Annotated in this window: 12 protein-coding genes and 1 riboswitch; of the genes, 3 read left to right on the forward strand and 9 right to left on the reverse strand. The window is 69.4% G+C overall.

Features of this window, described 5'->3' with window-relative positions:
- Positions 1-14: 14 nt before the first annotated feature.
- Positions 15-1,418, forward strand: a complete 1,404-nt coding sequence (locus tag OG257_RS17370; RefSeq protein ID WP_329208623.1) for a GH1 family beta-glucosidase — start codon at positions 15-17, stop codon at positions 1,416-1,418.
- 67 nt (positions 1,419-1,485) lie between these two features.
- Here the strand turns inward: OG257_RS17370 and OG257_RS17375 are convergent, their stop codons facing one another.
- The 6 genes from OG257_RS17375 to thrC form a co-directional block, all read right to left on the reverse strand.
- Entirely contained in the window at positions 1,486-3,504 is a 2,019-nt protein-coding gene (locus OG257_RS17375; RefSeq protein WP_329208624.1) for a glycosyl hydrolase family 28-related protein, read from the reverse strand.
- Positions 3,505-3,704: 200 nt separating this feature from the next.
- A complete protein-coding gene (locus OG257_RS17380) occupies positions 3,705-4,214 on the reverse strand; it encodes a DinB family protein (RefSeq protein ID WP_329208625.1) in 510 nt (169 codons plus the stop codon).
- A 140-nt stretch (positions 4,215-4,354) separates the two neighbouring features.
- The gene (groL, locus tag OG257_RS17385) at positions 4,355-5,977 is read right to left on the reverse strand and encodes a chaperonin GroEL (RefSeq protein WP_329208626.1); all 1,623 of its coding nucleotides are present in this window, start codon (positions 5,975-5,977) and stop codon (positions 4,355-4,357) included.
- Between the two features lie 313 nt (positions 5,978-6,290).
- Positions 6,291-6,497 carry a cold-shock protein gene (locus OG257_RS17390; RefSeq protein WP_003967346.1) on the reverse strand — a complete coding sequence of 69 codons (207 nt, stop codon included), beginning with the start codon at positions 6,495-6,497 and terminating at the stop codon, positions 6,291-6,293.
- 424 nt (positions 6,498-6,921) lie between these two features.
- Positions 6,922-7,197 carry a MoaD/ThiS family protein gene (locus OG257_RS17395; RefSeq protein WP_329208627.1) on the reverse strand — a complete coding sequence of 92 codons (276 nt, stop codon included), beginning with the start codon at positions 7,195-7,197 and terminating at the stop codon, positions 6,922-6,924.
- A gap of 27 nt (positions 7,198-7,224) precedes the next feature.
- Positions 7,225-8,520, reverse strand: coding sequence for a threonine synthase (gene thrC / locus OG257_RS17400; RefSeq protein ID WP_329208628.1), 1,296 nt, complete (start codon positions 8,518-8,520; stop codon positions 7,225-7,227).
- A gap of 18 nt (positions 8,521-8,538) precedes the next feature.
- A riboswitch (SAM riboswitch) is annotated at positions 8,539-8,666 on the reverse strand.
- Positions 8,667-8,819: 153 nt separating this feature from the next.
- On the opposite strand from thrC, the gene OG257_RS17405 reads away from it, so the two are divergent.
- Both OG257_RS17405 and OG257_RS17410 read left to right on the forward strand, forming a co-directional pair.
- Positions 8,820-9,770 carry a glucosyl-3-phosphoglycerate synthase gene (locus tag OG257_RS17405; RefSeq protein WP_329208629.1) on the forward strand — a complete coding sequence of 317 codons (951 nt, stop codon included), beginning with the start codon at positions 8,820-8,822 and terminating at the stop codon, positions 9,768-9,770.
- A gap of 56 nt (positions 9,771-9,826) precedes the next feature.
- Positions 9,827-11,203, forward strand: a complete 1,377-nt coding sequence (locus OG257_RS17410) for an alpha,alpha-trehalose-phosphate synthase (UDP-forming) (protein ID WP_329208630.1) — start codon at positions 9,827-9,829, stop codon at positions 11,201-11,203.
- Positions 11,204-11,218: 15 nt separating this feature from the next.
- Here the strand turns inward: OG257_RS17410 and otsB are convergent, their stop codons facing one another.
- The 3 genes from otsB to OG257_RS17425 all read right to left on the reverse strand — a co-directional run bounded on the left by otsB (position 11,219) and on the right by OG257_RS17425 (position 13,708).
- Entirely contained in the window at positions 11,219-12,088 is an 870-nt protein-coding gene (otsB, locus tag OG257_RS17415) for a trehalose-phosphatase (protein WP_329208631.1), read from the reverse strand.
- An 89-nt stretch (positions 12,089-12,177) separates the two neighbouring features.
- Entirely contained in the window at positions 12,178-12,420 is a 243-nt protein-coding gene (locus tag OG257_RS17420; protein WP_329208632.1) for a DUF3263 domain-containing protein, read from the reverse strand.
- 10 nt (positions 12,421-12,430) lie between these two features.
- Complete coding sequence (locus tag OG257_RS17425) at positions 12,431-13,708, reverse strand: ABC transporter substrate-binding protein (protein ID WP_329208633.1); 1,278 nt, start codon at positions 13,706-13,708, stop codon at positions 12,431-12,433.
- Positions 13,709-13,836 lie beyond the last annotated feature (128 nt).

Genomic DNA, 13,836 nt, shown 5'->3' on the forward strand with positions numbered 1-13,836 from the left:
GGAGTGCCTGTCTCATGACCGCTGTCGATGCCCGCCCCAACACCGCGGCGGGGCTGCGGTTCCCCACCGGATTCCGCTGGGGGACGGCCACCGCCGCCTATCAGATCGAGGGAGCGGCCACCGAGGACGGCCGCACCGAGTCCATCTGGGACACCTTCAGCAGAACCCCCGGCAAGGTCCGCAACGGCGACACCGGTGACATCGCCGCCGACCACTTCCACCGGATGCCCGACGACGTGGCGCTGATGAAGGAACTCGGCGTCACCGACTACCGCTTCTCGGTGTCCTGGCCCCGGGTCCAGCCGACCGGCCGCGGCCCCGCCGTCGAGCGCGGCCTGGACTTCTACCGGCGGCTCGTCGACGAACTGCTGGGCGCCGGCATCCGGCCCGTCGCGACGCTCTACCACTGGGACCTGCCGCAGGAGCTGGAGGACGCGGGCGGCTGGCCGGAGCGCGACACGGCACACCGGTTCACCGAGTACACCGAGCTCCTGGCGCGGGCGCTCGGCGACCGGGTGGCCACCTGGACGACGCTCAACGAGCCCTGGTGCGCGGCCTTCCTCGGGTACGGGAACGGGGTCCACGCCCCCGGCCGCACGAGCGACCTCGCAGCCCTGCGCGCCGCCCACCACCTCAACCTGGCCCACGGCAGCGCGACCGGCGTCCTGCGGAACCTGCTGCCGTCCTCCGCCGAGGTGTCACTGACCCTGAACCTGCACGCCCTGCGGCCGCTGACGGACACCCCGGCGGACCACGAGGCCGTGCGCCGGATCGACGCCGTCGCCAACCGGATCTTCCTCGACCCGGTCTTCCACGGGCGGCTGCCGCAGGACCTGGTGCAGGACACGGCGTCGATCACCGACTGGTCCTTCGTCCGCGCCGGGGACCTGGAGGTCATCTCCGCGCCGCTGGACTCCCTCGGCATCAACTACTACTCCCCCAGTGTCGTTTCCGCCGGTACGTCGGAGTCCCCGTCCCCGTGGGCGGGCGCCGAGAAGCACGTGGCGTTCACCCCCGCGGACGGGCCGCGCACCGCGATGGACTGGCCGGTGGACGCGAACGGCCTGCACGAACTCCTCACCAGGCTCGGCGGGGAACTGCCCGGCCTGCCGCTGATGGTCACCGAGAACGGGGCGGCGTACGACGACTACGCCGACCCCTCGGGCCAGGTCCACGACCCGGAGCGGGTGGCGTACCTGGACGCGCATCTGTCGGCCGTGCACCGGGCGATCGAGGACGGCATCGACGTGCGCGGGTACTTCCTGTGGTCGCTCCTGGACAACTTCGAGTGGGCGTACGGCTACAGCAAGCGGTTCGGCATCGTCCACGTCGACTTCGCGAGCCAGCGCCGCACGGTGAAGGACAGCGCCCGCTGGTACGCGGACGTCATCGCACGCGGCGGTCTCGACCGCCCCTGACCACCGGCCCCACGCGTTGCGCCGCCGTCGGATCCGACGGCGGCGCAAGGGCAGTGGCGCGAAGCGGTCACCAGGCTCCCGGCGCGGGCGGTGCCACGACCGGCGGGCGGTCGTCGCAGGTGATCGTGTTGGGCAGGAGCCACGGCGCGAGCCAGTCGCCCGTGGTGCCGCCGCCGTCGTTGCCGCCGAGGTCGGTCAGGGCGAACTCGGAGCCGGCCGGGGTGAAGTTGAAGGACCCGCAGTTGTTGACGCCGACCGCGCCCACGTTGCGCGCGTCCACGTTCTCGAAGGTCGCCGAGCCCGCCGCGCGGGCGCTGACCACCGACGTACCCGTGCCATCGACCTTGATGTCCTTGAAGTGGACGCCCCGGATCCTGTACGTGTCCTTCACCGGCCAGTCGGTGACCAGCATGATCGCGTTGTAGGTGCTGTCGAGGAAGTTGTTCCCCGTCACCCGGATGTCGGCGTCGATGTCCCGGTCCAGGGCGTAGAACCAGATGGCCCCGAGCCCGATGTTCCAGTTCAGTTCGTACGTACCGGAGCGGACCGTCGTGTTGTCGGTGAGGTCCAGCCGGCCCTGGAACGCCTCCGCTCCGAAGCGGGCGCCGACGTGCAGGGCGCTGCCCTCGCGCACGGGGTCGGCGACGAGGTTGCCGGACACCGTGTTGTCCGTACCGCCGTAGATCGCGATGCCGTTGGCGAGGACCGGGCTCTGGACGGTGTTGCGGGCGAAGGTGTTGCCGGTGTTGGCGTTCTTCTCCGACCACATCGCGAGGCCGTCGTCGCCGGAGTTGCGCACGAAGGTGTGGGCGACCGTCGAGCCCGTCACCCCGCCGTGGAAGTTGATGGCGTCCGCGATCTGGTCGACGATGACGTTGTTCGTGATCCTCAGGTTCGACATCGGGCCGTCGAACCACATGCCGACCTTGGTGTGGCGGATGTGCAGCCCGTCGATGGTGGAGTCGCTCATCGCACCGCCGATGCCGTTCACCTGGTCGGTGTCGATGCGCTCGCGCACGTCGCCCTCGATGGCGAAGCCCGACAGATGGACGTTGCGGCTGCCGCCCTCGGCCGCGCCCTTGCCGTAGAAGCCGACGCCTGTGTGGACGGAGCCGTCGGCGGCCGGGGTGGCGAGGGCGATCTCGCGGCCCTTGATCTTCGTGTACCAGCTGCCGGCACCCTTGATCGTGACGTCGTCGACGATGATGTGGCGGTTGACCTGGTACGTGCCCGGCGGGATGTACACCGGGAGGTTCTTGCGCTTGGCGTGGGCGATGGCCCGGTCGATGGCACCCGCGGAGTCCCGCCGCCCGGACGGGTCGGCCCCGAAGGCCAGCACGTTCGCGGCCCGGAGCTCGATGTGCGGGAGGCCCACGAGTTCGGAGTCGAGCACGTCGATGACCGTCCAGGCGGCACGGCTGCCAGCCGGGACCGTCAGCCGTACGGTGTCGCCCGCGCGGTACTTCCTGCCCAGCAGCAGGCGCTGCTCGTCGTAGAAGTGGTTCGGGCGAAACGGCTTGGTGATCGTCGGGGCCGGTGTCGTCCCGCTGGGGACACACGCGCATTCGGTGATCCACCAGTCCGGATGGAGCAGCCCGGCACCGGGGTCGTTGGTGAACGGGTACTGGTTGTAGAGCCAGGCGTACTGCGAGGTCAGCGTCATCGTGGAGCGCTTCTTGCCGTTCACGGCGACATCGAGCGGCGCGGTGATGCCGCCCCCGCCCGGCGCGTCCGGAATGCTGTAGCGCACGGTGATCGCGTCGGCGGCGCCCGGCAGCGTGAACTCGACGTGCTCGCCCGGGGCCAGCCTGACCGCCTTACGGCCCGAGGCCTCGGCGGGCAGCGTGTACGCGGTGCGGTCGGGGCCGATGACCGTGCCGTCCGTCGCGGCGTTCTCCGCCTCCTGCTCGGCGAAGGGGACCTCGGCACCGCGGCCGGCGACCAGCGCCGGATCGAGAGCGGCACGCGTCACCGCGGGTGCGGGGGCCCGTTCTCCCTCCGCACCCACGGCCGCGGGGGCGCCGCTCAGGGCGCCCAGTCCGACAACGGCGGCGGTCAACGCGGCGACCGTGATGTTCCGTGACATCGCATGCCCGTTTCTCTCGGAAGGTGGGGCGACAGTAGGGCTCGCCGCAGCACCACCACAAGAGTTCTGCCAGAACCTTTCTGACCGATGATGAATACATGCAGAGTCACGTCATGTTTTTGCGTTCACTGTTCGGGCGCAGAGCAGCCGTGCCGGAGCTCAGGCCCTCACGACGGAGCTCAGGACCGCCACGACGGAGCTCAGGCCCCCACGGTGCCGTCGACACCCTCACGCAGGAAGTCGGCGTGCCCGTTGTGGCGGCCGTACTCCAGGAGCACGTGCACCATCACCATCCGCAGCGACACCTCCTTCTCCCAGCGCGGCTGGAGGCCCAGCACGTCCAGGGACCCGGCCGCCCGCTCGATACGGCGCGAATTCTCCACCTCGGCCTCCCAGGCGCCGAACGCCTCCTCCCTGGTCGAGGCGCTCGCGTCGTACGCCGCCTGGAAGTCGATCCGGTCGGACCAGACCATGGGCGCCTCGTTGTCCTCGAACACACGGCGGAACCAGGCCCGTTCCACCTCGGCCATGTGCCGCACCAGTCCGAGCAGCGAGAGAGTGGACGGGGGCATCGACTGCTTCCGCAGCTCCTCGTCGTCCAGCCCCTCGCACTTCATGGCCAGGGTGGCTCGGTGGTAGTCGAGAAAGGCGCGCAGGGTCTCGCGCTCGTCGCCTGAACTCGGCGGCCCGGTCCGGGAGTCGGTGGTCATCCGTGTGCGCTCCTCGTGGACGGGTGCAGGGGCCATCAGTATCCGGTACCGGCGAGGGGGCACAACGACGCCGGCCCCCGGGAGGAATCCCGGGGGCCGGCGTCGTACAGGTACTGCGAGGAGCTGCTGATCCCGAGGGATCAGAAGTCCATGTCACCGCCCGGCATGCCGCCCGGAGCGGCCGCAGAGGCCTTCTCCGGCTTGTCGGCGATGACGGCCTCGGTGGTGAGGAAGAGCGCGGCGATGGACGCGGCGTTCTGCAGAGCGGAGCGCGTGACCTTCGCCGGGTCGATGATGCCCTCGGCGATCATGTCGACGTACTCGCCGGTCGCGGCGTTGAGGCCGTGACCGATCGGCAGGTTGCGCACCTTCTCCACGATGACGCCACCCTCGAGACCACCGTTGACGGCGATCTGCTTGAGCGGGGCCTCCAGCGCGAGCTTGACGGCGTTGGCTCCGGTGGCCTCGTCACCCGTCAGGTCGAGCTTCTCGAAGACGGCCGTGGCCTGCAGCAGCGCGACGCCACCACCGGCGACGATGCCTTCCTCGACGGCGGCCTTGGCGTTGCGCACCGCGTCCTCGATGCGGTGCTTGCGCTCCTTGAGCTCCACCTCGGTCGCGGCGCCGGCCTTGATGACGGCCACGCCGCCGGCCAGCTTCGCGAGGCGCTCCTGGAGCTTCTCGCGGTCGTAGTCCGAGTCGGAGTTCTCGATCTCGGCACGGATCTGCTTGACGCGGCCCTGGACCTGGTCGCTGTCACCCGCTCCGTCGACGATCGTGGTCTCGTCCTTGGTGATGACGACCTTGCGGGCCTTGCCGAGCAGGTCGACGCCGGCGCTCTCGAGCTTGAGACCGACCTCCTCGGAGATGACGGTGCCACCGGTGAGGATGGCGATGTCGCCGAGCATGGCCTTGCGGCGGTCACCGAAGCCCGGAGCCTTGACGGCGACGGACTTGAAGGTGCCACGGATCTTGTTGACGACCAGGGTCGACAGGGCCTCGCCCTCGACGTCCTCCGCGATGATCAGCAGCGGCTTGCCCGACTGCATGACCTTCTCGAGCAGCGGAAGGAGGTCCTTCACGTTGCTGATCTTGGAGTTGACGATCAGGATGTACGGGTCGTCGAACGACGTCTCCATACGCTCCATGTCGGTCGCGAAGTACGCCGAGATGTAGCCCTTGTCGAAGCGCATACCCTCCGTGAGCTCGAGCTCCAGACCGAAGGTCTGGGACTCCTCGACGGTGATGACGCCTTCCTTGCCGACCTTGTCCATCGCCTCGGCGATCTTGGCGCCGATCTCGGTGTCGGCAGCGGAGATGGAGGCCGTCGAAGCGATCTGCTCCTTGGTCTCCACGTCCTTCGCCTGCTCCAGCAGAGCGGCGGAGACGGCCTCGACGGCCTTCTCGATGCCACGCTTGAGAGCCATCGGGTTGGCACCCGCGGCGACGTTGCGCAGGCCCTCGCGGACGAGCGCCTGGGCGAGAACGGTTGCGGTGGTCGTACCGTCGCCGGCGACGTCGTCCGTCTTCTTGGCGACCTCCTTGACCAGCTCCGCACCGATCTTCTCGTACGGGTCCTCGAGCTCGATCTCCTTGGCGATGGAAACACCATCGTTGGTGATCGTGGGCGCGCCCCACTTCTTCTCGAGGACGACGTTTCGGCCCTTGGGGCCGAGGGTGACCTTGACGGCGTCGGCGAGCTGGTTCATCCCGCGCTCGAGACCGCGCCGTGCCTCCTCGTCGAACGCGATGATCTTGGCCATGTGAAGTGGTCCTCCCGGACAGGGGTGGATTTCTCCGGACCGAGAGGCGCCCGCGACGGACGGCCAGCGTGCTCAGCGGTTCCTTGCCCCGTGAGCCTGCGGGCCTCACCGGCCCGGTCCAAGTTTCTGTCACTCTCACCTGGAGAGTGCTAACGCCAATGATTAGCACTCGACCCCTGCGAGTGCAAGCGTCCCCCTCCAGATGTGGACAACCGCCGGGAGGGCGTGCGGCACGCACGCAGGGCCCGTACCCCCTCTTCGGAGGTACGGGCCCTGCGTGCGTGAGTAGTGTCGTTGGCCGACCGCGCCGAGCTCAGCCGACGGCGAGCTTGACCATGTCCGCCTGCGGCCCCTTCTGGCCCTGCGAGATTTCGAATTCAACTCGCTGACCCTCTTCGAGGGTGCGGTACCCGTCCATCTGGATCGCGCTGTAGTGGACGAAAACATCCGCACCACCGTCGACCGCGATGAAGCCGTACCCCTTCTCCGCGTTGAACCACTTGACGGTGCCCTGAGCCATGCCTAACTCCCCTATTACTGGCCCTTGCACAGGACCGCACTTCGCGGGCCCGGGTCAGAACTCACCCTCCGACAGGAGAGGGTGGCGTGCGCCGGAACGCGTCGACCGCGGCCGAATGTATCTGCCCAACTGCCCTCTGCAACAGGGCAATCGGACGAGAATTCTGGGCACAGCTGAACGCCCGGATAGGTGGAACTCGTGAGATTCCAGGGCAAGTCGGGCCTGACAAAGGCCACTTATGGCGCAAGGAGTTCACGTACTTTGGCTGCTTCTCATCGCGACCGGGCGCATTCTCATATGCGGGCGGCACAGGCAGCGGAGGGGACTTCCCCAACTGTACCCCGCTCAACCATGCAGAATTGCCCCCTCCGCTTCTCTTGCGGAGGGGGCAACGGTGCTCACGCTGTGAAGTCGTACAGGAGGCTCAGCCTCCGGCGACGGCCGGGATGATCGAGATGCCGGCGCCGTCCGGGGTCGCCGTCTGCAGGCCGCCCTCGAAGCGCACGTCGTCGTCGTTGACGTACACGTTCACGAAGCGGCGCAGCTTGCCCTGGTCGTCCAGGACGCGGGCGGCGATGCCCGGGTGGTCCTTCTCCAGGGACTCGATGACCTCGGAGAGGATCGTGCCCTCGGCCGGGACCTCGGCCTGACCGCCCGTGTAGGTACGGAGGATGGTGGGGATACGGACCTTGACGCTCATGGGGTGCCTTCCTTCGGTCTCGGGTGGTCAGCTGGCGGCGAGGCCCGCGTCGCGGAACGCGTCCAGGCTCGGCCGGATCGTGGCCGACAGGCCGGTCGTCGGGGCGACGGCGTCCAGCGTCTTCAGGCCGTCACCGGTGTTCAGGATGACGGTGGTCAGCGTCGGGTCCAGCAGGCCGGCGTCGATCAGCTTCTTCGTCACACCGACCGTCACACCGCCCGCGGTCTCCGCGAAGATGCCCTCGGTACGGGCCAGCAGCTTGATCGCGTCGACGACCTGCTCGTCGTTGACGTCCTCGACGGCACCGCCGGTGCGCCGGGCGATGTCCAGGACGTACGGGCCGTCGGCCGGGTTGCCGATCGCGAGGGACTTGGCGATCGTGTTCGGCTTCTGCGGCCGTACGACGTCGTGCCCGGCCTTGAAGGCGGTGGAGACCGGGGAGCAGCCCTCGGCCTGGGCACCGAAGATCTTGTACGGCTTGTCCTCGACGAGGCCGAGCTTGATCAGCTCCTGCAGGCCCTTGTCGATCTTCGTGAGCTGCGACCCCGACGCGATCGGGATGACGATCTGGTCGGGCAGCTGCCAGCCGAGCTGCTCGCAGATCTCGTACGCCAGGGTCTTGGAGCCCTCGCCGTAGTACGGGCGGAGGTTGACGTTGACGAAGCCCCAGCCCTCACCGAGCGGGTCGCCGATGAGCTCCGAGCAGAAGCGGTTGACGTCGTCGTAGTTGCCCTCGATGCCGACCAGTTCGCCGCCGTACACCGCGGCCATGACGACCTTGCCCTGCTCCAGGTCGTGCGGGATGAACACGCACGAGCGGAAGCCGGCGCGGGCCGCCGCGGCGCCCACCGCACCGGCGAGGTTGCCGGTGGAGGAGCAGGAGAGGGTGGTGAATCCGAAGGCGCGGGCGGCCTCGACGGCGATCGCGACGACACGGTCCTTGAAGGAGTGCGTCGGGTTGCCGGAGTCGTCCTTGACGTACAGACCGCCGGTGACGCCCAGCTCACGGGCGAGGTTGTCGGCCTTGACCAGCTTCGTGAAGCCGGGGTTGATGTTGGGCTTGCTCGCGACATCGGCCGGAACGGGCAGCAGCGGCGCGTAGCGCCAGATGTTGTCGGGGCCTTCGGCGATGCGCTTCTTGAGCTCTTCGGGGGAGCCGCTCGGCAGGTCGTACGCCACTTCGAGCGGCCCGAAACAGGACGCACAGGCGAAGATGGGACCGAGCTCGAAACGCTCGCCGCATTCGCGGCAGGAAAGTGCTGCGGCGGAACCCAGGTCCACGGCAGAAGAATCGGTGTTCGCTGCAACTGTCTGAACAGACATGATGGCGGAGGCCCTTTCTCCTCATCTTCCTTGCGGCGTATTTCGCCACAAGACGGAATTGGCACCTTCCCTACCGTGACCTCGCGGTCGGCAGGAGGGTTGCCGGGACTTCAACGGGCCGTTCCCTCAGTCCCTCTGGATGAGCGCTATGGCACCGGACCATCGATCCGGGCATTTATTCGCGGACCGACCCCGACATGCGAGGGTCATCCGCGTTGTTCAAGACTGTAACCGAAGCCCCGGACGATTGAGATAGTCGTCCGAACCGCGAGATGGATCACATACAGGGAGTATCGACCGTGCTGGAAGAGGTGGAACGCTGGCTGACCAGGCGTTCCTGGTCGGCCGATGACCGCCCGCTCGACCGCCTCACGGCCGCGCGTGCGAGGGATCCGCACCGCGCCCGGGTGAGCGTCGTGCTGCCCGCCCTGAACGAGGAGGAGACGGTCGGCGCGATCGTCGAGGAGATCCGGCGCGAGCTGATGGAGAAGGTCCGGCTCGTCGACGAACTGGTGGTGATCGACTCCGGTTCCACCGACGCCACCGCCGCGGTGGCACGCCGGGCCGGTGCCAGGGTGGTGCACCGGGACGCGATACTCCCCCGGATACCGGCCGTACCCGGCAAGGGCGAGGTGCTGTGGCGGTCACTGCTGGTGACCAGCGGCGAGATCGTCTGCTTCATCGACGCCGACCTCAAGGACTTCTCCGCGGACTTCGTCTCCGGCATCGTCGGCCCCCTGCTGACCGACCCCGAGGTCCAGTTCGTCAAGGCCATGTACGACCGCCCTCTGGGAGAAGCCGCAGGCCAGGGCGGTCGGGTCACCGAACTTGTGGCACGCCCGCTGCTCAATCTCCACTGGCCGCAGCTGGCCGGCTTCGTCCAGCCGCTGGGCGGCGAGTACGCCGTACGCCGCTCCCTGCTCGAACGGCTCCCCTTCCCCGTCGGTTACGGAGTGGAGCTGGGCCTGCTCGTCGACGCCCTGCACACGGTGGGCCTGGACGCCCTGGCACAGGTGGACGTCGGCGTACGCAAACACCGCCACCAGGACGGCCAGGCGCTCGGCCGGATGGCGGCGGCGATCTACCGCACCGCCCAGCTGCGGCTCTCCCGGGGGCATCTGGTGCGGCCCGTGCTCACCCAGTTCGAACGCGGCGAAGACGGCTTCGTACCGCGCACCCATGCGGTGGACACCGAGGAGCGGCCGCCCATGCGGGAGATCACGGAGTACGCGTCCCGCCACGCGGCGTGATGTTTCGCGGTGGGCTTCGCGTTTGGCGGCTTCCCGAACGGGCTAGGTTCGGGTACATGGTCTCCGAGCACTCTGCCAAGGTCCTCGTCGCGTCCAACCGCGGCCCCGTGTCCTATGCGCTGCGCGAGGACGGAACGCTCGACTCCAAGCGCGGCGGGGGCGGCGTCGTCTCCGGTCTGAGCGCAGTCGAGGACAAGCTGTGGGTGTGCGCGGCCCTGGGCGACGGCGACCGCGAGGCGGTCCGGCGCGGCCTGTCGGAGCCCGGCGTCCGCATGCTCGACATCGACGCCGGGGTCCACGACGACGCGTACAACGGCATCGCGAACTCGGTGCTCTGGTTCGTCCACCACATGATCTACCAGACGCCGCTGGAGCCGGTGTTCGACGCGGAGTTCCGGCGGCAGTGGGCGTCCTTCGAGGCGTACAACCGCGCCTTCGCCGAGGCCCTCGCCGAGGAGGCGGGCGTGGGCGCGGTGGTCCTGGTCCAGGACTACCACCTGTCTCTGGTGCCCGGCATGCTCCGCGAGCTCCGCCCCGATCTGCGGATCGGCCACTTCTCGCACACCCCGTGGGCCCCCGTCGACTACTTCCGGCTGCTGCCCGACGACATCGGGGAGCAGCTGCTGCGCGGCATCCTGGGCGCCGACCGGGCCGCGTTCCTCACCCGCCGCTGGGCGGACGCGTTCATCAGCTGCTGCACGGAGATCCTGGGCGGCACCGGCCGCACCCGGATCGGGGTGCACGGGCTGGGCGCCGACGCGGACTTCCTGCGCCGCCGCTCCCACGAGGCGGACGTGGACGAGCGGATGGAGACGCTGCGGGAGCAGGTGGGTCCCGGCAGGCGGACGATCGTGCGGGTGGACCGCACCGAGCTCTCCAAGAACATCGTCCGCGGGCTGCACGCCTACCGTGCCCTGCTGGAGGAGCACCCCGAATGGCGTGAGCGGGTGGTGCACGTGGCGTTCGCCTACCCCTCCCGGCAGGACCTCGCGGTGTACCGCGACTACACCGCCGAGGTGCAGCGGGTCGCCGACGGGATCAACGCGGAGTACGCCACGGAGGGCTGGACCCCGGTCATCCTCCACGTCGACGACGACTTCGCCCGCTCGCTCGCCGCGTACCGGCTGGCGGACGTGGCGCTCGTCAACCCGATCCGCGACGGCATGAACCTCGTCGCGAAGGAGGTCCCGGTCGTCTCCGACAACGGCTGCGCGCTGGTGCTGTCGCGGGAGGCGGGGGCCTACGAGGAGCTCGGCGAGGACGCCCTCGTGGTCAACCCGTACGACGTGTCGGCCACGGCGGCGGCGCTGCACGAGGCGCTGACGATGGAGGACGACGAGCGGAGCGCGCGCACGAAGCGGCTGGCCGCTGCGGCGACCGCGCTGCCGCCGCAGCAGTGGTTCCTGGACCAGCTGGACGCGCTGCGGGGTTAGGGCGGGCCCGCTCCTCTAGGCGCCCTGGGGCTTCCCCAGGTGCCGGGCCAGGGCTTCCAGCAGGCCCACCACGGCTGCCGGGCCCGGCAGCAGCAGATCGGCACGCTCGGCGAGTTCGGGGACCTCGGTGCCGCTGCAGACCAGGAGGCCCGGGGTGCCGTCCGGCCCCTCGGCGCGGAGCTTCTCGACGGCCGCGTACGCGGCGAGGTCGCCCAGATCGTCCCCGGCGTACAGGACGGACTCGGCGTCGGCCTCCCTCACGTACTCCGCGAGCGCCACTCCCTTGTCCATGCCCGGCGGGCGCAACTCCAGGACGAGGCGGCCCGGTTCGACGATCAGCCCGTGCCGGGCGGCCAGGTGCCCGAGGGGTTCGCGCAGGGACTCGAACGCCGCCTGCGGGTCGTCGGCGCGCCGCGTGTGCACGGCGACGGCCTGCCCCTTCTCCTCGATCCAGGTGCCGTGCCAGGCACCGACCTCGTGCAGGACGCCGGGGAGTTCGGCACGGACGGCGGCGACGCCGGGGTGCGGGGCGGGGGCGTGCACGGTGCCGGTGACGGCGTCCCAGCGTTCCGCGCCGTAGTGCCCGAGGACGACGAGGTGGTCGAGGCCCGGCACCCCGGCGAAGCCGCCGTACCGGACCGCGACGCCTGCGGGGCGGCCGGTGATCACGGCGACGGAGGCGACCTGCGGCGCGAGCGCGGCGAGGGCGGGTACGGCGCCTGGATGGGCGCGGGACTGCTCCGGGTCGGGCACGATGTCGGCGAGGGTGCCGTCGAAGTCGAGCGCGATCACGGCGCGGTCGGGGCGCGCGAGGATTGCGGCGAGGCCTTCACGGCCGGCCTGGGTGGACGGGGTCGGCAGGGGTTGGTCCGGGTTGCTGCCCATGCTCCGAGCGTATCGGTGACGGGGCGCTCGTGGTGGGGCCACGATCAACCCGTCCGGCGGCGGAGCATCCGTCCGGCCGGGGCGGGGGCTCAGCGCCGTCCGCGTCTCGCGTCCCGGACCCTCCGCAGCCGGTTTACCGTCACCGGGTCCTCCGCCAGCGCCCGGCGGTCGTCGATCAGGGCGTTGAGGAGCTGGTAGTAGCGGACCGGCGATATGCCGAGCTGTTCCCGGATCGCCCGTTCCTTCGCGCCGGGTCCGGCCCAGGAGCGCCGCTCCAGGGCCAGCACCGCACGCTCCTGGTCGGGGAGCGGGTCGTCGGCGGCGGCGGTCATATCAACCAACCTACTCCGCGGCCTCGGCCCGGCGCGCCTCGTCCGATATCTGTCCGAGGATGCCCTCCGGGTTGCCGTCCGGCTCGACCGCCGAGCCGATCTTCTCCTTGATCGCCTCGCTGGCCGTCGCCCAGGACGTCTTGCCGAACGGGTACAGCTGGGAGTTCGGCAGCGCCTCCAGGAACTCGTACAGCGCCTTGTACTTCTCGTCCGCCTCCATCACCTCGGACGCGCTGCCGGTCACGGGCAGCAGGTCGTACTGGTCGGCGAAGGCCAGCACGTTGTCGTCCGTGTACGCGAAGTCGAGGAACTTGCCTATCTCTTCGCGGTGGCCGTTCTCCTTGAAGCCCATCATCCAGTCGGCGACGCCCATCGAGCCCTTGGAGGGTCCGTTGACCCCGGGCAGCGGGACCATGCCGACGTCGATGCCCTTCTTCTCGGCCTCCTGCATCAGCGTCGGGTGGCCGTTGAGCATCCCGACCTGCCCCTTGGTGAAGGCGTCGAAGGCCGTGGCCCGGTCGAGCTTGCCGGGGGCGACGGGGCCGGTGAGGCCCTTGCCGACGAGGTTGTTCTTCAGCCACTGGAAGGTGGCGATGTTCTGCGGGGAGTCGATGCTGTACGAACCGACGTCGTCGGTGTAGCCGCCGCCGCCGCTGAGCATCCACATCATGGTCTCGGCCTGGGACTCCTCGGGGCCGAGCGGCAGGGCGAAGGGGTAGTTCACGTCGCGCTGCTTGAGCGCGGCGGCGTCGTTCTGGATGTCGTCCCAGGTCTGCGGGGCGTCGATGCCCGCCTTCGCGAACAGCTCCTTGTTGTAGAAGAGCAGCCGGGTGCTGGCCACGAACGGCAGACCGTACAGCTCTCCGTCGACCCTGCCCGCGTCGCTGAGCGAGGGAAGGAAGTTGGCCGAGGTGCGGATGGCGAGCATCTCGTCGGCGTTGTACAGCTTGCCCGCGCTGGCGTAGTCGGCGTACGCACCGATCTGCGCGATGTCGGGGGCGTCGCCGGCCTTCACCATGGCGGCGACCTCACGGTCGACGTCCTTCCACGAGAGGACGTTGACGTCGACCTTGATGCCGGGGTTGGCCTTCTCGAACTTCCCGGCGACGTCGTCCCAGTACTTCTCGGAGCTGTTCTCCGCGCCCGTGCCGTAGTCGGCCGCGACGAACTTCAGGGTGACATCCCCCGAACCGCTCTCCGTGCCGCAGCCGGACAACGTTGCCGTCATGCCGAGTGCGGCCACCACCGCGGTCAGACCCACCAAGCGCCGCTGCACAGACCTGTCCATCCCTCTGGGTTCGCACCGATGACCGATCCGGCGATGAGCCGCGATCCTGCCTCACGTCCACTGCGGAGGTCTACACCACCGGAGTATCGATTCGGCAATCTATCCGACCCGTCGGGGCCGGCCGGAAG

Source organism: Streptomyces sp. NBC_00683, assembly GCF_036226745.1.
Classification (GTDB): domain Bacteria; phylum Actinomycetota; class Actinomycetes; order Streptomycetales; family Streptomycetaceae; genus Streptomyces.

Excerpts from the sequence above, each read along its gene's own strand:
- OG257_RS17375 (WP_329208624.1), bottom strand. The coding sequence starts at position 3,504 with ATGTCACGGAACATCACGGTCGCCGCGTTGACCGCCGCCGTTGTCGGA.
- OG257_RS17370 (WP_329208623.1), top strand. The coding sequence starts at position 15 with ATGACCGCTGTCGATGCCCGCCCCAACACCGCGGCGGGGCTGCGGTTC.
- OG257_RS17390 (WP_003967346.1), bottom strand. The coding sequence starts at position 6,497 with ATGGCTCAGGGCACCGTCAAGTGGTTCAACGCGGAGAAGGGGTACGGC.
- otsB (WP_329208631.1), bottom strand. The coding sequence starts at position 12,088 with ATGGGCAGCAACCCGGACCAACCCCTGCCGACCCCGTCCACCCAGGCC.
- thrC (WP_329208628.1), bottom strand. The coding sequence starts at position 8,520 with ATGTCTGTTCAGACAGTTGCAGCGAACACCGATTCTTCTGCCGTGGAC.
- OG257_RS17420 (WP_329208632.1), bottom strand. The coding sequence starts at position 12,420 with ATGACCGCCGCCGCCGACGACCCGCTCCCCGACCAGGAGCGTGCGGTG.
- OG257_RS17425 (WP_329208633.1), bottom strand. The coding sequence starts at position 13,708 with ATGGACAGGTCTGTGCAGCGGCGCTTGGTGGGTCTGACCGCGGTGGTG.
- OG257_RS17380 (WP_329208625.1), bottom strand. The coding sequence starts at position 4,214 with ATGACCACCGACTCCCGGACCGGGCCGCCGAGTTCAGGCGACGAGCGC.
- OG257_RS17395 (WP_329208627.1), bottom strand. The coding sequence starts at position 7,197 with ATGAGCGTCAAGGTCCGTATCCCCACCATCCTCCGTACCTACACGGGC.
- groL (WP_329208626.1), bottom strand. The coding sequence starts at position 5,977 with ATGGCCAAGATCATCGCGTTCGACGAGGAGGCACGGCGCGGTCTCGAG.
- OG257_RS17410 (WP_329208630.1), top strand. The coding sequence starts at position 9,827 with ATGGTCTCCGAGCACTCTGCCAAGGTCCTCGTCGCGTCCAACCGCGGC.